At 69.2% G+C, this 17,967-nt stretch carries 14 protein-coding genes; 8 read left to right on the top strand and 6 right to left on the bottom strand.

Features of this window, described 5'->3' with window-relative positions; translation table 11 throughout:
• Positions 1 to 202: 202 nt before the first annotated feature.
• Together HUW46_RS33075 and HUW46_RS33070 are read left to right on the top strand one after the other, a co-directional pair.
• Positions 203 to 781, top strand: coding sequence for a TetR/AcrR family transcriptional regulator (locus tag HUW46_RS33075; protein WP_215542675.1), 579 nt, complete (start codon positions 203 to 205; stop codon positions 779 to 781).
• Between the two features lie 64 nt (positions 782 to 845).
• Positions 846 to 1,622 carry an oxidoreductase gene (locus tag HUW46_RS33070; RefSeq protein WP_215542674.1) on the top strand — a complete coding sequence of 259 codons (777 nt, stop codon included), beginning with the start codon at positions 846 to 848 and terminating at the stop codon, positions 1,620 to 1,622.
• 240 nt (positions 1,623 to 1,862) lie between these two features.
• Here the strand turns inward: HUW46_RS33070 and HUW46_RS33065 are convergent, their stop codons facing one another.
• Positions 1,863 to 4,277 (bottom strand): GH92 family glycosyl hydrolase, encoded by a 2,415-nt coding sequence (locus tag HUW46_RS33065; protein WP_215542673.1) that lies wholly within the window; start codon positions 4,275 to 4,277, stop codon positions 1,863 to 1,865.
• A 231-nt stretch (positions 4,278 to 4,508) separates the two neighbouring features.
• Here HUW46_RS33065 and HUW46_RS33060 point away from each other — a divergent pair, with 231 nt between their 5' ends.
• From HUW46_RS33060 to aspA, 4 genes are read left to right on the top strand one after another with little or no spacing between them, the layout of a single operon-like run.
• Positions 4,509 to 5,174 (top strand): FadR/GntR family transcriptional regulator, encoded by a 666-nt coding sequence (locus tag HUW46_RS33060; protein WP_215550255.1) that lies wholly within the window; start codon positions 4,509 to 4,511, stop codon positions 5,172 to 5,174.
• 4 nt (positions 5,175 to 5,178) lie between these two features.
• Entirely contained in the window at positions 5,179 to 6,624 is a 1,446-nt protein-coding gene (locus tag HUW46_RS33055) for an amino acid permease (protein ID WP_215542672.1), read from the top strand.
• Entirely contained in the window at positions 6,621 to 7,547 is a 927-nt protein-coding gene (locus HUW46_RS33050; protein WP_215542671.1) for an asparaginase, read from the top strand. Before HUW46_RS33055 ends, HUW46_RS33050 begins: the two co-directional genes overlap by 4 nt.
• Positions 7,544 to 8,950 carry an aspartate ammonia-lyase gene (aspA, locus tag HUW46_RS33045; RefSeq protein WP_215542670.1) on the top strand — a complete coding sequence of 469 codons (1,407 nt, stop codon included), beginning with the start codon at positions 7,544 to 7,546 and terminating at the stop codon, positions 8,948 to 8,950. Before HUW46_RS33050 ends, aspA begins: the two co-directional genes overlap by 4 nt.
• Here aspA and HUW46_RS33040 read toward each other — a convergent pair.
• Together HUW46_RS33040 and HUW46_RS33035 are read right to left on the bottom strand one after the other, a co-directional pair.
• Positions 8,932 to 9,690: a metallophosphoesterase gene (locus HUW46_RS33040; protein ID WP_215542669.1), complete on the bottom strand. Its 759-nt coding sequence runs from the start codon at positions 9,688 to 9,690 to the stop codon at positions 8,932 to 8,934. The two genes, aspA and HUW46_RS33040, sit on opposite strands and share 19 nt — an antisense overlap.
• Positions 9,687 to 10,304 (bottom strand): GntR family transcriptional regulator, encoded by a 618-nt coding sequence (locus HUW46_RS33035; RefSeq protein WP_254125127.1) that lies wholly within the window; start codon positions 10,302 to 10,304, stop codon positions 9,687 to 9,689. The genes HUW46_RS33040 and HUW46_RS33035 overlap by 4 nt, the downstream gene beginning before the upstream one ends.
• A gap of 46 nt (positions 10,305 to 10,350) precedes the next feature.
• On the opposite strand from HUW46_RS33035, the gene HUW46_RS33030 reads away from it, so the two are divergent.
• Complete coding sequence (locus tag HUW46_RS33030; RefSeq protein WP_215542667.1) at positions 10,351 to 11,535, top strand: aminotransferase class V-fold PLP-dependent enzyme; 1,185 nt, start codon at positions 10,351 to 10,353, stop codon at positions 11,533 to 11,535.
• 63 nt (positions 11,536 to 11,598) lie between these two features.
• Entirely contained in the window at positions 11,599 to 13,092 is a 1,494-nt protein-coding gene (locus HUW46_RS33025; protein WP_215542666.1) for an AMP-binding protein, read from the top strand.
• A 274-nt stretch (positions 13,093 to 13,366) separates the two neighbouring features.
• Here the strand turns inward: HUW46_RS33025 and HUW46_RS48935 are convergent, their stop codons facing one another.
• The 3 genes from HUW46_RS48935 to HUW46_RS33015 form a co-directional block, all read right to left on the bottom strand.
• Positions 13,367 to 14,074 (bottom strand): HNH endonuclease signature motif containing protein, encoded by a 708-nt coding sequence (locus HUW46_RS48935; RefSeq protein WP_331477345.1) that lies wholly within the window; start codon positions 14,072 to 14,074, stop codon positions 13,367 to 13,369.
• Positions 13,962 to 14,621, bottom strand: a complete 660-nt coding sequence (locus tag HUW46_RS48490) for a DUF222 domain-containing protein (RefSeq protein ID WP_331477163.1) — start codon at positions 14,619 to 14,621, stop codon at positions 13,962 to 13,964. The genes HUW46_RS48935 and HUW46_RS48490 overlap by 113 nt, the downstream gene beginning before the upstream one ends.
• Before the next feature lie 485 nt (positions 14,622 to 15,106).
• Positions 15,107 to 17,908 (bottom strand): DUF6924 domain-containing protein, encoded by a 2,802-nt coding sequence (locus HUW46_RS33015; protein ID WP_215542664.1) that lies wholly within the window; start codon positions 17,906 to 17,908, stop codon positions 15,107 to 15,109.
• Positions 17,909 to 17,967: the final 59 nt, after the last annotated feature.

Below are 17,967 nucleotides of genomic sequence, written 5' to 3'. Positions count from 1 at the left end.
CAGCGAAAACCTCCCCGTAGAGACCTTGGCCCGGGAGTATCGGCGCGACCCGGGAGGTACCACACTAGTCTGGGCGCCCAGGGGAGATTTTGCCCCTCGCCCCCTCCCGGACGCCGGTACGACATACCCCCTCGCGCGGGTGATCGTGACATGACAGATCGTATTCTTGACCTCTAGTTACAAAAGAGGCTAGGGTCGCCCCATGGCCAGAACGAAGGGCTTCGACCCGGACGCCGCCGTCGACGCGGCGATGGACGTGTTCTGGTCGAACGGCTACGCGGGCACCACGCCGCAGCAGCTCGTGGATGCGCTCGGCATCGGGCGCGGCAGCCTCTACAACGCGTTCACCAGCAAGCACGCGCTCTACGAACGCGCGTTGCGGCGCTACCACGAGCGCGAGACGGCGCGCCTGATCGAAATCCTCGACGGGCACGGCCCGGCGCGCGAGCGGATCAAGGCCGCGGTCGACCTCGTTCTGGCTGCCTCATTGGACGACGAGGAGCGGCGCGGCTGCATGGTGACCAACGCGGCGATCGAATTCGGCGGCAAGGACGAGATCGTCGGCCACCTCGTACGCCGGGCGCTCGACCGGCAGCACGCGGCGCTCAAGAGCACGATCGAAGAGGGGCAGCGCGCGGGTGAGATCGACCGCGAAGCCGACGCGGGCGCCTTGGCGGCCTTCTTCCTGACCACGTTCAACGGGATCAGGGTGCTGGCGAAAGCCGATCCCGATCCGGCCCGCCTGTCCTCGCTCGCGGAGACCGCACTGCGCTTGCTCTGAACTTCCTCACGCATCGGTGAGGCGTGCCCTTATTTTGTAACTCTAGTTCAAGAAAAGGTGGATCATGGATCTGCGTCTCGAAGGCAAGACCGCGCTGGTCACCGGCGCCAGCAAGGGAATCGGCCTCGCCATCGCGCGGCGGCTCGCCGGGGAAGGGGTCCGCGTGGCCGCGGCCGCCCGCACGGTCACGCCCGGACTGGACGCGATCCCGGTGCTCGGCGACCTGGCCACCGCCGAAGGCGCCACCACCGTCGTCGAAACCGCGCTCGAAGCGCTCGGAGGCATCGACATCCTGGTCAACAACGTCGGCGGCGTCCGGCAGGGCATCGCGCACGGCGAGAGCTTCGCGTCGATCACCGACGAAGCGTGGCAGCGGACCTTCGACCTCAACCTCTTCGGCACGGTTAGGGTTACCCGCGCGGCACTCGACAGCTTGGTCGCGCGCCGCGGTGTGATCATCAACATCTCCTCGATCGGCGCGCGGTTCGCGCACCCGCCCGTCGAGTACGGCGCCGCGAAGGCCGCGCTGACGAACGTGAGCAAGGCGCTGTCGGAGGAACTGGGCCCGCGGGGAGTCCGCGTGACGACCGTCAGCCCCGGCCCCACCCGCACCCGGAACTGGTCGGACCCGGCGGGCATGGCCGGTGACCTCGCGCGCGAGCAGGGCGTCGACCTCGACACCTTCCTCACCGGCCTGCCCGCGCGGATGGGCATCACCACCGGCAGGCTCGCCGAACCCGAGGAAACCGCCGCACTCGTCGCTTTCCTCGCCTCACCGCACGCCGCCAACATCACCGGCGCCGACTACGTCGTAGACGGCGGCGTCCTGAAAACCGTCTAGTTCAGGGAGCGCCGCACGCCTCGAAGGTCACAACGGTGTGCGCGAGTCGCAGCGATTCCGGCGAGATCAGCAGTGAGGGTGAGAACCCACGGTCCCCGAAGGTGGCCTTCGGGGCGCTAGACGACACAAATCCACCCCTCGCACGCCCGCCAACCACAACACACATGCCGTGAAGGTGGCTTTCGGGGCGCTCAAGTCCCCGAAAGCCACCTTCGGGGCATACGCAGCCCCGTTCGTCCGCTAGCGGGGGAACGGCGGCAGCGCGGCCTGCGGGGGTGCGTCGGCCGGAGCGGTTCCCCAGCCGGTGTTCGGTTTCGCGCCGAGGTCGTAGGAGATCGTGCCGCCGTTCGCGACGAACGATTCCGAGACCCACGGCCGGTTCGTCGGCGCGCCGTTGACCCGCGCGCCCTGGACGTAGAACGTGCCGGAGGAGGCGGCGGGCGCGTCGACGGTGATGGTCGCGCCGGTCCCCCGGTGCACCACGGCCTTCGGGAACAGCGGGCTCGCCAGCACGAGGTCGGCGCGGCTCGGCACCTGCGGGAACATGCCCAGCGCGGCGAAGACGTACCAGGCGGACATGGTGCCGAGATCGTCGTTGCCGGGCAGCCCGTCGGTGCCCGCGCCGTAGACCGTGGTGACGATCTGGCGCACGGTTTCCTGCGTCTTCCACGGTTTCCCGAGGTAGTCGTACAGCCATGGCGCGTTGATGTCGGGTTCGTTGCCGGGGTTGTAGCGCTCGTCGTCGGTGCCCTTCAGCGCCCAGTTCCCCGCCTTGTCGTGGAAGAAGGCGTCGAGCCTGGCCACTGTCGCGTCCGTGCCGCCGAGCGCACCGGTCAACCCGGTGACGTCGTGCGAGGCCATCCAGGTGTACTGCGCGCTGCTGCCCTCGACGAAACCGGTGTCGGTGGTCGGCTTGAACGGCTCGACCCAGGTGCCGTCGGCCCGGCGCGCCTGCGGGTAACCGCCGTGGTCCTTGGCGTTGAACACGTTCCGCCAGTAGCCGGACCGGTCGAGGAAGGCCGCCTGCTCCGGAGCGCGGCCGAGCCGGCGAGCCCAGTCCGACAACGCGAAGTCGGCGACGGAGTCTTCAAGCGTTTCGGCGGCGGAACCCCAGCAGTGGCAAGCACCTTCGGGCGCGTAGTGCAGCTTCAGGTAGTCCGCGAGGCCCGGCCGCTGCCCGGCGCACTGCACCGGGCAGCCGTTGTCGCGCGAGTCGTTCGCGGTGGGCACCGTCGCGGCGCGGACGAGCGAGTCGAAGGCACCGCCGACGTCGAACCCGGTCGCGCCGAACGCGGCCATCCCGGCGAGCGCGGGCGCCGAGGGATCGCCGCTCATCACGTGGGTGCCGCCCTGGTTGTGCAGCCAGCGATCCCACTCCCCGCCGTTCTGGCGCGCGAAGTTGTAGAGGGACTGCGCGTAGTCGCTCGCGCGCGCCGGATCGAGGAACGCCAGCAGCTGCACCTGCGCGCGATAGACGTCCCAGCCGGAAAACGTGCCGTACTGCGCCTTCTGGCCCGCGGACAGCTTGTGCACCTTCGCGTCGCTGCCGCGGTACTCGCCGTTGACGTCGTTGAACAGGCTCGGCTGCTGGAAGGCGTGGTACAGCGCGGTGTAGAAGGTGGTGAGCTGCGCGTGCGTGCCGCCGCCGACCGAGATCCGGTTCAGCTCGGTGCGCCACGCCCGGCGCGCGTCGGCGAGCACCTTGCCGAACGCGGTGCCCGCGGGGATTTCGGCGTCGGCGTTGCGCTGCGCGTTCGCCTCGCTCACGTACGAGATGCCGATCCTGGCCGTCACCGGGCCGCCCGCCGGATCGAACCCGACGTATCCCCCGGAACCCTTGCCGGGCCGTGCCGCGTCTGCGAAGCCTTCGCCGCCGCTCGCCGCGGCGGTGCCGGGCCGCAGCGCGCCGTCGACCCAGGTGCCCTGCGAAACGATCGGCCGGTCGAAGTCGACGGTGAAGTGCAGCGTGTAATACGAACGCTGGTTCTCCGCGCCACCCTCGGTGCGGCCGCAGAACCCGCCCGAGTCGACCGAGCCGGTCACGCGGTTGTGCGCGTGATCGATCCGGATCGAGGCGCCCGCACTGCCCGGCAACGAGTTCGACGTCCGGAACAGCAGGTTCGCCGGTTTGCCCGCAGGGAAGCTGAACCGGCCGAGCCCGGCCCGGTCGGTGACCGAAAGGTCGACGCCCACCCCGTTGTCGAGGCCGACCCGGTAGTGCCCGGGCTCGGCGGTCTCGTCCGCGTGCGAGAAGTCGCTCGCGAAGACCTCGTCCTTGGTGTCCGCCGACGGCGACGACCGGACCTCGCCGGGGAACGGCATGATCGGGATGTCGCCGGAGGCCCCCGGTGTGCAGCCGGTGCCGTTGAGGTGGGTGAGGCTGAAACCGCGGAGCCGGGTCACGTCGTACTGGTAGCCGCCCGCCGCGCCGGATCCCGCCTGGTTCCCCTTCGTGGTGGTCGGGCTCCACGCCATCATCCCGAACGGTTTCGTGGCACCGGGGTAGACGTTGCCCGCGTTCGTGGTGCCGATCATCGGGTCCACAGAGGACACCGGGTCGGCCACCATGCGCGGCGCGGCCGAAACCGGCGGGGCCGCCGTCGCGGCCAGCAGGCCGGTACCGAGCAGGCACAGGACGAGTCTCCGGGCACGCATGCGGCGTCCTCCATGTGACAACGTTGTCAAAGCACTGACCGTGACGCTACCGACACCCGATTCGCGGGGGCAACACGCGAGCCGGGTTCTGTCCCGTTTGTCAGCCCCGTCCTGGCCGTTCGCCAGTGCCGGGTGGTGAACTCTTGACAAGGTGCGGCGGTGCCGATCACCATTCCCGCCATGAACCTGTCTGACAGCCAGACAGCCGGACCTCCCCGGCGGGTGAGCGCGATGCAAGCCGTGCTCGCCCATCTCCGCGGCGCCATTGAGCGTGGAGAATACGAGGTGGGCGAGAAGCTGCCGTCGGAGGCCGCCCTCGGCAAGGAGTTCGAGGTGAGCCGCTCGGTGATCCGGGAGGCCCTGCGCGGGCTGCAGGCGCTCGGGTTCACCGAGTCCCGCACCGGGAAGGGCACCTTCGTCACCGCGGCTGGCCCCGCCCAGAACCCGCGGTTCGGGCCCTACTCCGCCCGCGACTTGTTCGAGGTGCGCCGCCACGTGGAAATCCCCGTGGCGGGCTACGCGGCGCTGCGGCGCGGCAGCGAGCACCTCGACCTGCTGGAGCACCTGCTCGCGCGGATGGAGGTCGAGCGCGACAACACGGCGTGGGTCGCGCTCGACTCGCTCTTCCACATCACCATCGCCCAGGCATCGGGGAATCCCGTGTTCGGCAAGGTGATCGAGGAGATCAGGGACGCGCTCGCCAGGCAGTCGGCGTTCCTGAACCAGCTCGGCGACCGCCGCGCCCAGTCCAATGTGGAGCACCGGACGATCGTGACCGCGATCGCGACGGGCTCCCAGACCGACGCCGTCGAAGCGATGGCCGCCCATCTCGACCACGTCGAAAACGCCCTGACCAAGATCGTCTCCAAAACCGCCACCCAGGACAGGAACGAGTAGCACCTTGACCGACCAAACGCTCAGCGCCGAGCAGCAGGCCGCCCCGGCCGACGCGGGCGACGCCGGGTACAGCAAATCCCTGAAAGCGCGCCACATCAACATGATCGCCATCGGCGGGGCGATCGGCACCGGCCTGTTCCTCGGCGCGGGCGGCAGGCTCGCGCAGGCGGGCCCCGCGCTCGCGATCGTGTACGCGGTGTGCGGCATGTTCGCGTTCTTCGTGGTGCGCGCGCTCGGCGAGCTGATCCTGCACCGACCCTCTTCCGGCGCGTTCGTCTCCTACGCCCGCGAGTTCATGGGTGAGAAGGGCGCCTACGTCGCTGGCTGGATGCACTTCCTGAACTGGTCCACCACCGGGATCGCGGACATCACCGCGATCGCGCTGTACGCGCACTTCTGGAGCTTCTTCACGCCGATCCCGCAATGGGTGCTCGCGCTCATCGCGCTGGCCATCGTGCTGACGCTGAACCTGGTCTCGGTGAAGCTGTTCGGCGAGATGGAGTTCTGGTTCGCCATCATCAAGGTCGCCGCGCTGGTGGTGTTCATGGTGATCGGGATCGTGCTGCTGGTGACCCAGCACCCGATCGACGGCGTCGCGGGCGGCCCGCAGCTCATCGCCGACCACGGCGGCTTCTTCCCCGCCGGTGTGCTGCCGATGGTGCTGATCGTGCAGGGCGTCGTGTTCGCCTACGCCTCGGTCGAGCTGGTCGGCGTCGCCGCGGGCGAGACGGAAAACCCCGAGAAGATCATGCCGAAGGCGATCAACTCGATCATGTGGCGGATCGGGGTCTTCTACGTCGGCTCGGTCGTGCTGCTGGCGATGCTGATGCCGTGGGACGCCTACTCGAAGAAGGAAAGCCCGTTCGTCACCGTGCTTTCGCACCTCGGCGTGCCCGCGGCAGGCGACATCATGAACCTGGTCGTGCTCACCGCGGCCATGTCGAGCCTGAACTCGGGCCTGTACTCCACCGGCCGGATCCTGCGCTCGATGTCCGTGGCGGGCTCGGCGCCGAAGTTCACCGGCGTGATGAACCGCAACCAGGTGCCCTACGGCGGGATCCTGCTCACCGCGTCGGTCTGCGTGCTCGGTGTCGGGCTGAACTACCTGGTGCCGAAGGACGCGTTCGAGATCGTGCTGAACTTCGCCGCGATCGGCATCCTCGCCACTTGGGCCATCATCATCCTGTGCCATCTGCTGTTCGTCCGGAAGGCGAAGGCCGGTGAGCTGAACCGGCCGAGCTTCCGGCTGCCGGGCTCCCCGGTGACCGAGATCGTCACGCTGGCCTTCCTCGCCACCGTCGTGGTGCTGATGTGGTTCGACGTGCCCAACGGCCGCTACACGGTGCTCGCGCTGCCCCTGATCGCGCTGGCGCTCGTGCTCGGCTGGTTCGTCGTCCGCAAGCGGGTGGACACCGGCAAGGCGCTCGCCGAGCTGGGAGAGAAGGAATGACCGCTGCCCCCGCACACGAGCCGCTCGTGCACATCCTGCGCGAGGGCATGACCGAGAGCGTCCACTTCGGATCCGTGGTGGTGCTCCGGCCGGACGGTTCCGTCCTTTTCGAAGCCGGCGATCCCGGCGTCCCGTGCTACCCCCGCTCGGCCATGAAACCGGTGCAGGCCACCGCGATGTCCGGGCTCAGGCTCGACCTCGACCCCGATCTGATGGCGCTGGCCTCGGCAAGCCATTCCAGTGAAGAGATCCACCTCGACGGCGTACGCCGGATCCTCGACGGCGCCGGGCTGTCCGAAGTGGACCTTCGCACCCCGGAGGACTTCCCGTTCGACCCCGTCGAGCGGGACGCGTGGGTGGCCGCGGGCCGGAAACCCAGCCGGATCGGGCACAACTGCTCCGGCAAGCACGCCGCGATGCTGGCCGTGTCGCGTGCGCACGGCTGGCCGCTCGAGGACTATCTCGACCCGGAACACCCGCTGCAGCGAGAAATCCGGCGCACCGTGGAGGCGTTGAGCGGCGAGACGGTGGCGAAGGTGGCCACGGACGGGTGCGGCGCTCCGCTGTTCTCGGTGTCCCTGTGCGGGCTCACCACCGCGATCGGCCGCGTCGCCACCGGAGACGGGCCGGAACGCCTTGTCGCGCAAGGGATCCGGAAGCACCCGGAGATGATCGCCGGGACCAGGCGCGACGTCACCGCGCTGATGCGCGCCGTCCCGGGGCTGATCGCCAAGGACGGTTTCGAGGCCGTCCAAGTGGCGGCGATGCCCGACGGGACCGCGATCGGTATCAAGATCGCGGACGGTTCCGACCGGGCGCGCCTGCCGGTACTGCTCGCCGCGCTGGAACTGTCCGGTGTGGACGTACCTCCACTCGCCGACGCGAACGCGCGCGTGGTGGGCCGGCTGAAGGGGAATTCGTGAGCCATCGCATCGAGCACGACCTGCTCGGCGACAAGGAAGTGCCGTCCGAAGCCTACTGGGGCGCGCAGACGGCAAGGGCCCTGGAGAACTTCCCGATCACCGGCACCGCGATCTCGGCGTACCCGCACCTGCTCGAGGCGCTCGCCGCGGTCAAGGAAGCCGCCGCGCGCGCGAACGGCGAACTCGGCCTGCTCGACGACGAGCGGGTGCGGGTGATCGCCGAAGCGTGCCAGGAGATCCGCGACGGGAAGCTGCACGACGAGTTCGTGGTCGACGTCATCCAAGGCGGAGCGGGCACCTCGACGAACATGAACGCGAACGAGGTGATCGCGAACCGCGGGCTCGAACTGCTCGGGTACGCGAAGGGCGACTACGCGCACCTGCACCCGAACGAACACGTCAACCGCAGCCAGTCCACGAACGACGCCTACCCGACCGCGGTGAACGTCGCGACGATCATCGCCGCGCGCGAGCTGTCCGAGGCGATGGAAGAGCTGCAGAAGGCGTTCGCGACCAAGGCGGTCGAGTTCCACGACGTGCTGAAGATGGGCCGCACCCAGCTCCAGGACGCGGTGCCGATGACGCTCGGCCAGGAGTTCGGCACCTACGCGGTGATGCTCGACGAGGACAGGGCCCGGCTGGCCGAGGCCGCGGCGCTGCTGCACGAGATCAACCTCGGGGCGACCGCGATCGGCACCGGTCTCAACGCGCCGCCCGGGTACGCCGAGGCCGCGCGGCGGCACCTGGCGGCGATCACCGGGCTGCCGCTCGTCACCGCGTCGGACCTGATCGAGGCCACCCAGGACTGCGGCGCGTTCGTGCACCTGTCCGGGGTGCTCAAGCGGATCGCGGTGAAGATCTCCAAGTCCTGCAACGATTTGCGGCTGCTTTCGTCGGGGCCGAGGGCGGGGCTCAACGAGATCAACCTGCCGCCGGTGCAGGCCGGGTCGAGCATCATGCCCGGCAAGATCAACCCGGTGATCCCCGAGGTGGTCAACCAGGTCGCGTTCGAGGTGATCGGCAACGACGTCACCATCACCATGGCGGCCGAAGCGGGCCAGTTGCAGCTCAACGCGTTCGAACCGATCATCCTGCACTCGCTGTCCGAGAGCATGACGCACCTGAAGGCCGCGTGCACCGTGCTCGCCCGGCGGTGCGTCACCGGGATCACCGCGAACGCGGAGGTCACCCGGTCCTTTGTGGAGCATTCGATCGGGCTGGTCACCGCGCTGAACCCGGCGATCGGGTACACCGCGGCGACCGAGATCGCCAAGGAGGCGCTCGCCACCGGCCGCGGCGTCGCCGAGTTGGTCATCGAACGCGGCCTGCTGCCTGCCGAAGAACTCGCGCGCCTGCTCAAACCCGAGGTGCTGGCCAGTATCGGTCAGGACACCACGCGGTAGTGCGTGATCAGGCGGCCCTCGTCGTAGACGTGGAACGCCAGCGACGGCGGGCCGTCGAGGTCCACCGGCCCGCCGTCGGCCCATTCGCGGGTGCCGTTCTCCTCCCACGGCATCAGCAGCGTCGACACCACGCCCGGTGCGATGTGCAGCGGGATCCCGGCGAAGGTGGTCGCCGCGGCGGTGTGCGTGTGCCCGCAGAACAGCGCCGCCACGGAATGCCCGGCCAGTACCGCTTCGAGTCGCTCCTCGCCGGTCTGGCGCAGCACGTCGACGACCGGGTTGTGCATCGTCACCGGCGGGTGGTGGAAGCACACGAACGCGGGCTCGCCGCCGGGCACCTCGCCGAGTGCGGTGTCGAGCCAGCTAATCGTCTCGTCGTCGAGGAAACCGGCGCCGCGCCCGGGAATCGACGAATCGCACAGGAGGAACGTGGCGCCGGGGATCCGGTGCACCCGGTTGATCGGCCCGGCGCTCGGCTCCTCGCCGAGCAGCACCTGCCGGTAGGCCCGCCGCTCGTCGTGGTTGCCTGGGCAGTGCAGCACCGGGCCCCTGCCCTCGAACAGCTTCGCGAACTGGTCGTACTCCGCGACTTCCCCGTGGTCGGCGAGATCCCCGGTGGCCAGCACCACGTCCGGCGGCGTGCGGAACGCGTCGATCGCCGCGAGTACCTTCTCCGCGCGGGCGGCGCTGCGTTCGCCGCCGTCCAGGTGCAGGTCGCTGATGTGCGCGATGAAGATCATCGAGCGCCCTCCTCGTGCTCGGCGGTGCGCACCCAGTTGCGCACCAGCAGATCCGTCGCCGCGGAAAGGTCGCCCGCACGCAACGCGGCGGCGATCGCGCGGTGCTCCTCGATGCTGCGGCTGGTGCCCGCCACGGAGCGGAAGTAGGCGATCTCGTACCGCTTGATGAGCGGTTTCGTCTGCTCGACGAGCCGCACCAGATGCGGGTTCGCGCACCGCGAGAGCAGCAGCGCGTGCCATCGTTCGTCCACAGTGGACGGGTCATCGCCCGCCATCGCGTCGGCGCATTCGTCGAGCGCGTCGGTCAGCGCGGCCAGTTCGGGCAGCGTCGTCCAGCGTACGGCGAGCGCCTCGAGCTCGGCGATCAACTGGTAAAGGCGGTGCGCCTCGGCCCTGTCCAGCTCCGGCACCAGGAAACCGCGACCCGGCGCGGAGATCAGCAACGCGCGGTCCGCGAGTGCGACGAGCGCCTCCCGCAGCGGCGTCCGGCTCACCCCCAGCTCGGCGGCGAGGCGCACTTCGTTGACCCGCGAGCCCGGACCGAGCCTGCCGTCGAGGACGCGCGCGGTGACCTCGTCCGCGATGTCCCGTCGCAACGGGGCTTTGGCTGTCACGGGGATCATAATTGCATACAGTTGATCAGTACTGTATGCAGATTTCATGGACAGTGCCGAGATCCAGCGCGTGCGCCAGGACACCCCCGGATGCCAGGAGATCCGCCACTTCAACAACGCCGGTGCTTCGCTGCCGCCGAGGCAGGTCACCGAAACCGTGATCGAGCACCTGCGCGCCGAGGAACGCCGTGGTGGCTACGAAGCCACCGCCGCCGCGAGCGAGCGGGTCGAAGCCGTCTACGGTTCGCTCGCCAGAATGCTCAACGCCGCGCCGGAGGACATCGCGCTGACCGACAGCGCCACGAGGTCGTGGCAGGCGATCTTCTACGCCATCGAGTTCGGCGCCGGGGACCGCATTCTCACCTGCCGCTCCGAGTACGCCAGCAACGCGATCGCCTACCTGCAGGTCGCCGAGCGGACCGGCGCGATCGTCGAGGTCGTCGACGACGACGAGCACGGCCAGCTCGACGTGGAAGACCTCAAGCGCCGCATCGATGGCAGCGTCAAGCTGATCTCGATCTCGCACGTGCCGACGCAGGGCGGGCTGGTGAACCCCGCCGAAGCGGTCGGCGAGGTGGCCTCCTCGGCCGGGATCCCGTACCTGCTGGACGCCTGCCAGTCGGCTGGCCAGCTCGATCTCGACGTCGAGCGGCTGCGCTGCGACGCGCTGACCGCGGCGGGCCGGAAGTACCTGCGGGGCCCGCGCGGCACCGGGTTCCTGTACGCGCGGCCGTCGCTGCGGGCACGGCTGGAGCCCGCGATGCTCGACCTGCACTCGGCGGTCTGGACCGCGCCGGACCGCTACGAAGTGGTGGAATCGGCTCGGCGGTTCGAGGCGTGGGAACGGTCCACGGCAACGGTTCTCGGGCTCGGCGCCGCCGTCGACTACGCGCTCGGGCTCGGCTTGCGCCGCATCGAGACGCGAGTCGCCGCGCTCGGCGAAGCGCTGCGGACGCGGCTGCGCGAGATCGACGCGGTCACCGTGCACGACCTCGGCGAGCGGCGCTGCGGCATCGTCACGTTCAGCGTCGACGGCCTGCCCTCGCCCGAGCTGAACAAGCTGCTCGCGGCCGAACGCGTCAACACCTCGGTGACCTACCGCGAATCCGCGCAGTACGACTTCACCGGGCGGAACCTGCCGGTGCTGGCCCGCGCCTCGGTGCACTACTACAACACCGAGGCGGAGATCGACACGCTCGCCGAACTCGTCTCCCGGTTCGCCAGGGGGTGACCTGAGCGACCGCTCAGTATGCAGAGGCGCGTTCTCGTGGCATCCTGGCCACGAGGAGGTCAGGTGAGTTCGTACCTCGATATCGCGTCCACCCGCCCCGATCGCGTCGCGGTGCTCGATCCGGCGGGAAGATCGGTCACCTTCGGTGATCTCACCCGGCGCGTGCACCAGCTGGCGCACGCGCTACGGGGGCTCGGCCTCGCCGAAGGGGACGGCATCGTCGCCATTGTCCACAATGGAATCCCGTACTACGAGCTGTACCTGGCGGCGTGGGAAACCGGGCTGTACTTCACCCCGGTCAACTACCGGTCCGCCGCCGACGAAATCGCCTACATCGTCGCGAACAGCGGTGCGCGCGCGGTGTTCGCCGACGCCGAGATCGCCGCGTCCACCCCGCTCGACGTCCCGGACCGGTTCGCGATCGGCGGCGACGTGCCCGGGTGGCTGAGCTACGAGGACTTCGGCCGCGAACAGCCTGTCACACCGCCGCCGGGCCCGAAGGCGGGGCAGATCATGCTCTACACCTCGGGCACCACGGGGCGGCCGAAAGGCGTCCGCCGCCCGCTCACCGGCGAACCGCCCGAGATCAGCGAACTCCAGCTCGCCGGTCTCGCCGGGCTCGGCATCCCACCCGGCGAAGGCGCGCACCTCGTGGCCTGCCCGCTCTACCACGCCGCGCCGGGTACGTTCTCGACCGGCTCGCTGCACCTCGGGCACACGCTCGTGCTGATGGACCGGTTCGACGCCGAGGAAACGCTGCGCCTGATCGAAAAACACCGCATCACCGAGACCCATCTCGTACCCACCATGTTCCACCGCATGCTGCGGCTGCCGGAGGAAACCAAGGCGCGGTACGACGTTTCGAGCCTGGTCAGCGTGCTGCACGGCGCCGCACCCTGCCCGCGCGAGGTCAAGGAACGGATGATCGCGTGGTTCGGGCCCGTGCTGTACGAGTACTACGGCGCGTCCGAAGGGCTGATCAGCACCGTCGACACGGCGGCGTGGCTGGAAGCGCCCGGTACCGTCGGCGCGCCGCTGCCCGGCGTCGAGGTCAAGGTCTTCGACGACGACGGGAACGAGGTCCCCGCCGGAACGACCGGCACCATCCACTACCGCTCCGCGCAGACGAACTTCACCTACCACGGAGATCCGGACAAGACGGCGGCGAACCGCATCGGCGACTTCGTCACCGTCGGCGATTTCGGCCACGTCGACGCGCAGGGCCGCGTCTTCCTCGGCGACCGGCGCGGCGACCTCATCCTGTCCGGCGGCGTGAACATCTACCCCGCCGAAATCGAAGGCCGCCTGCTGGCCCACCCCGCGGTCGCCGACGCCGCCGTCATCGGCGTCCCGGACGACGAATGGGGCGAACGCGTGCTCGCACTTGTCCAGCTCTCACCCGGCGCGGTGGCGGGCACGGACCTCGTCGACGAGCTGAAAACCCACTGCCGCACCACTTTGGCCGGTTTCAAGGTGCCGAAGGAGATCGAATTCCGCGAACAGTTGCCGCGGACGGAATCGGGCAAGCTACTGCGCCGCACCCTGAAACACGGGTGACGTCGTTCTGCTCCGCGCTTGGTGGCGGCGCTTGGTGGCGACACTCGCAGCGGCTGTGCCCGGCTGGTTCGCGGTAGGCACTCGGATTCTGCCTCGGCACCTTCCACCAGCGGATCCCCGCGCCGGTACGAGGTTACCCGGCGTCACTAGCTCTGAAGTACTCTCCAGGCACGGAAATTCCGTTCTTCGCCCGATAGCGAGCGAAGGACCAGGGTTTCGATGAGTCCGTTGTGGACACAGCAGGTTGCCAGGCCGCCGGAGGCGGCGGAGTTGCTCAGGCGGCGCGGGGTTGGGCGGTGTGGCGGTTGGTCCGGGATCTTCGCCACGGGTCAACAAATTCGGGTGGGGTGAACTCCGGGAGGCCGTTGACCATGCGGAGTTTCCAGTCGCTGCGATGCAGCAGCCTATGATGGACAGCGCAGAGCAGCACGAGATTACCTAAATCGGTGGTGCCGCCGTGTGCCCACGGAACGACATGATGCGCCTGGCAATGACGCGGCGCGCGCGAACAACCGGGGAACGAGCAACCGCGATCGCGCACGGCAAGCATGTACCGGATCGCTTCGGTGACCAGACGCTTCGCCCGCCCGACCTCCAGGGGCTGCCCCTTGCCGTCGAGCATCATCGGAATGATCCTGCACTCACACGCCAGGATCCGGGCCTCGCTGGCGGTGATATCGGTGACCATGTCCAGACACGCCTTGCCCAGCTCGGCTTTCAAGTCCGCCAGGGGAATGGTCACGATCAGGTCCGCGCGGCCGCCGCTGCGGTTCGGCGACTCGGGATGACTTCCGGCGAGCGCGACTATCTCCATGAACGCATCCCCGTACCGCTCCCCACGGCTCCGCACCACGGTGCCATCGGACTCCTCAGCGCGGGGTGTCGCGAGAGGATCGAGCAAGGCGAGGGTTTTGGCGGCGGAGATGGGGTCGAGGTAGCCGTCGAACTTGGCTGAACCGTCTTTGCGGTGGTGGAAGTTCAGGGACCGGGTGGGTTCGGGGGGTGTCGCGAGGTTCCGGTCCGTCGGGATCGAGGTAGCCGAGAATCTCCTTACCCAACTTCGAGATCTCCCGCGTGCCCGCGGTGCGGGCCAGCTCGACCAGGGACCGCTCCGCGAACTCCCGATCCTCAACCGGTGTCGTGGCGGGGAGCTTCTCCAGCACCCGCACGATCCCATCCACATGCTCCGGCGAAATCTCACCAGCCCGGACAGCATCACCGGCCAGCGGCGCCGCAGCAGGAATCTCGGTACCGTCAATTCCCTGACTGGGATTGGTCACCAGCGCCCGCTTCACCAGCCTCTTCACCTCAGGTCCGGTACACCGCGCGATATCAGCCGCCAACCCGGCCACGCCCGTATACCCCAGCTCGCGGGCACCACCGTTGTCCAAGAGTGCGATGACGCGGTGAATACGAGCTTCCTGCCGCCACCAGGACACGAACTCCTCCCGCAACAGCGCTGCCAGCTCACCCGCAGGGAGCTGCCACAATTCCTGTTGCGGCACAAGGGAAGGAGAAGTCTCGGACACCCCACCAGTCTACCGCCAATCGCACGCACGTTCGATAGGCCGATCGGGCGAACCGCACGAGGAACACTGCGAAACCCGTTGGCACACAAGGGTTTTCGACGACGCTGTCGCCAAATGCGCAGAGGAAGCGAATGGTGTTCTTGTGAAGCGCGGACACGAACCCCATGCGGGCGCCGCGGCGGGTGCACCAGCCGCCGGAAATCCTTCTTGGCGAGGGTAACGCCGCGACCGGCATCGCGGGCCGCGTGAGTGCAGGCGGCGTGCAGCCACCACGTCTTGCCTTCGACCCGGATCCCGGCCTCGTCGGCATGCGCCACCGGTGCCGTCCGGATCGCCTCGGGGCCTGGTTTCTGACTCGTCCACCATCCAAGCGAACCACGCGAGCAACACCGCGAAACCCGTTGACACACAAGGTTTTCCGACAACTGCGTCACGTAACGCGGCACAGATACGACCGGTGCCATCGCAGATCCGCCGGTCGAAATTCAGTCCACAGTAGGCACTCGAAGCACACCATCGGAATCGACGGATTCGCTGAAGTCCTCCCAGTCCATGTTGCCGATCGACAGCTGGGTTTCCACGTCCACCAGCGCATCCGGGGTGGCACGGAACGAGCGTGGGCGGGTGTGGGACGGGTCGGCTTCCAGCACGAGGACGGGGTGTTCCGGGGAGGTCAGCGCGGCGGTGTCCACGACGAACACCAGATCCGGATCGTCCACAAGAGACAGAAGCAAGGAGACAAGGTCTTCGCCTGTCCAGCCGTCGAACTCCGGGTCGGTGATCATCGTGGCGTCGAGGACTACCTCGTCACCCCAGTACTCGCGGGGTTCGGTTATGTCGCGCCACGTGGTTTCCCATGCGTCGGGATCGGAGAAGTCGGTGCGCACGATCGGGGTGGACGGTGAATTGACCAGCGCCGCCAGCGCGGCGGGCGCGACGGTGCGGGAACCGATCGTGACGGGATCGTCGAAGACGTGATGTCCTTCGCGCCACACCACGGTTCCGTCCTCGGCGCAGAGCCGGATTTCGCCTCCTGGCACGACGACGAGGTGGTCACCAGGACCGGCGAGGTGATCGAGCACCGCGCCGTCCTCGTCCAGGACCCGAAGGCACCCGTCTTCGCCGAGCGCCAGTTCGGCGCCGTCTTCGCCCGAATCCGCGTACCAAACCTGGATCCCGTCCGCGCCGAAGAGGCGCACCCCGTGCCCCGGCTCGTGGTTCAGGACGGTGCCGCCGTCAGACGAGGTCAGCGACTGGTGCCGGAGGCTCTGCCCGCGCCGGAGCACCGCGCCGCGCGGCGGAATCCGTCCCGGCGCGGTGCACAGCGCGTGCCCGTCCACCGCCCACCGGACCGCTCCCCCGGCGTCCAGCAGGACCAGGGAACCATCATCGCGGACGGCCAGCCGCGCCACGCCGAGGTCGGCGGTACCCGAACGCCAGACCGGCGCGCCGCACGAGGTGCGCAGGACCAGATCGCCGTCGGGCGCGAGATCGACCCAGCTGGCACCGAGCCAGTCCGTGCCGGTCGTCCACACCGGACCGCCCGAGGTGGCGCAGTAGAGCACCAGGTTGCCGTCGCTGCGGTGCGAGAGCGTGTGCGAGCCGGACGGCGAGGTCAGTGACTGGAGGCGGAGGCGCGCCCCCAGCCCCATCGCCGGTCCGCCGTGGTCGTGCGGCTCCGTAGGAGGCGGCGTCGTGGGCACGGCGGGAAAATTCGCTTGCCACAGCGGGGTTCCCCCATCGTCCACAAGGCACAGACCGGTGGTCGTGCCCGGCAGCGGACGCCAGGTCAGCACCGTGCCGTCCTGCGCGAGCCATCGCGCCAGCGACGGGTCCGCGGCGGGATAGGACCAGTTCCTCTCGGTCGCCCACAGCCCACCGTCCGGCAGGCGCCGGACCGTGGCCGCCACCGCGCCTTTCCGGTCCTTTCGGTACAGATAGCGCTTGAGCGCGATTTCGGCGACCGGCGCGGAATCCCGGAAAACCGGTTCGGGGCCGACGAATCCGCGCCCGGAGTTGTAGACGCTCACCCCGAGGCGATCGAGGAGTTCCAGTTCTCCTTCGTCGGTGACCACCAGAAAGCCCGTGTCCGCGGCGCATACCGACGACTCCCAAGTCCCTCCACTGTGGAGTTCGACCTGGATCCCGCCGCTGAGCCGGAGTTCACCCGCGGCTGGGTGCTGATCATCGTCACCGGCTCGCCAGGTGAAGCGGTGCGTGGCGCGCTCGATGACGACCGGGACTCCGTCGGGGCCGTACCGCAGCGCGTACCGCCCTGACGGGGAGACCAGTTCGGTCCCGGCTCGCAGCGTGTCGCAGTCGGACAGTCGGCGCAGGCGCCTCGCGGGCAGCTCCTCCGGCAACGATTCTCCCGCCACGCCAACGGACTCGGGCTCGACTCGACGCCCCCGGTACGCGACAGGGTCGTGGCCAGCGCGCTGCCGGTAGCCGGTGAACCCGGTGCTGTCGGCGAAAAACCGGACGGACTCCAGTTGCACGTCAGGGGATCCGTTGGTGCCGAGGATGTCGAGGCGGTAGTGGGTGAAGGACCCCGGTGCGGCGATCCGGTACGTCCTGGCCTGGTGCCGGTCGGCGAACGACTGGTGCGCGCGGGAGTCCAGGGTCCGCCACCGGATCCCGTCCACTGAGCCGCGCAGGATCCACACCGCCGGATCGCGATCGTCCGCGTCGTTCGCCGAGGTGAGCGCGTACCGGTCCACCGCGATCGGTTGCGGGAACTCGAATTCCAGCGAGGCCCGGTCCTGGGGCGCGAACCACTTGCTGCGCGTACCGTCGACGAGGTTCGCGGCCACCTCGCCCGCGCCGGGGTGTTCGGCGTCCGCCCAGACCTCGCGCACCAGACTGGTCACGTCCGCGTTCCCGGCGGGGCCCGCCGAGCGCAGCGCCACCGAGCAGGTGCCGCCCCGGTCGCGCCAGGCCACCCAGCGCAGGGGTGTCTCGGCACCGTCGTCGACCAGCAGCCGCAGCCGCCCCGCCGATCCGTCGTCGGTCTCCGCGTCGAACTCGTACCGGCGCCCACCGGCGTCCCGCGGCGGGTCGCCGAGTTCTCCCCGCAGCTCCACCACGTCACCGCCCGCGGCGCGGTGGCCGTAACACGCGGACATGTCCGGCGCGAAGCCGAGAGTGGACAGCGCGCCGTCCGCGGTGCTCCACGACAGTTGCTCCGGCTTCACGGTTTCGCCGTCGCCCACGCGCACCAGCAACCGGTGGCCCGGCTCCCACTCCGCGGAATCCCCGGCACGCCACCACATCCGATACCCGAACACGGCGCCGATCGTAGGGAAAATCCGGTCCGTCACCCGCTTGCCGGCGTAAGAGTGCCCCG

The organism is Amycolatopsis sp. CA-230715, assembly GCF_018736145.1.
Taxonomy (GTDB): domain Bacteria; phylum Actinomycetota; class Actinomycetes; order Mycobacteriales; family Pseudonocardiaceae; genus Amycolatopsis.
This window is presented reverse-complemented; position numbering and strand designations above follow the sequence as displayed.

Bases quoted from the DNA above. Each gene is read 5' to 3' on its own strand.
- HUW46_RS33060 (WP_215550255.1), top strand. From the start codon at position 4,509: ATGCAAGCCGTGCTCGCCCATCTCCGCGGCGCCATTGAGCGTGGAGAA.
- HUW46_RS33070 (WP_215542674.1), top strand. From the start codon at position 846: ATGGATCTGCGTCTCGAAGGCAAGACCGCGCTGGTCACCGGCGCCAGC.
- HUW46_RS33065 (WP_215542673.1), bottom strand. From the start codon at position 4,277: ATGCGTGCCCGGAGACTCGTCCTGTGCCTGCTCGGTACCGGCCTGCTG.
- HUW46_RS33075 (WP_215542675.1), top strand. From the start codon at position 203: ATGGCCAGAACGAAGGGCTTCGACCCGGACGCCGCCGTCGACGCGGCG.
- HUW46_RS33040 (WP_215542669.1), bottom strand. From the start codon at position 9,690: ATGATCTTCATCGCGCACATCAGCGACCTGCACCTGGACGGCGGCGAA.
- HUW46_RS33030 (WP_215542667.1), top strand. From the start codon at position 10,351: ATGGACAGTGCCGAGATCCAGCGCGTGCGCCAGGACACCCCCGGATGC.
- HUW46_RS33050 (WP_215542671.1), top strand. From the start codon at position 6,621: ATGACCGCTGCCCCCGCACACGAGCCGCTCGTGCACATCCTGCGCGAG.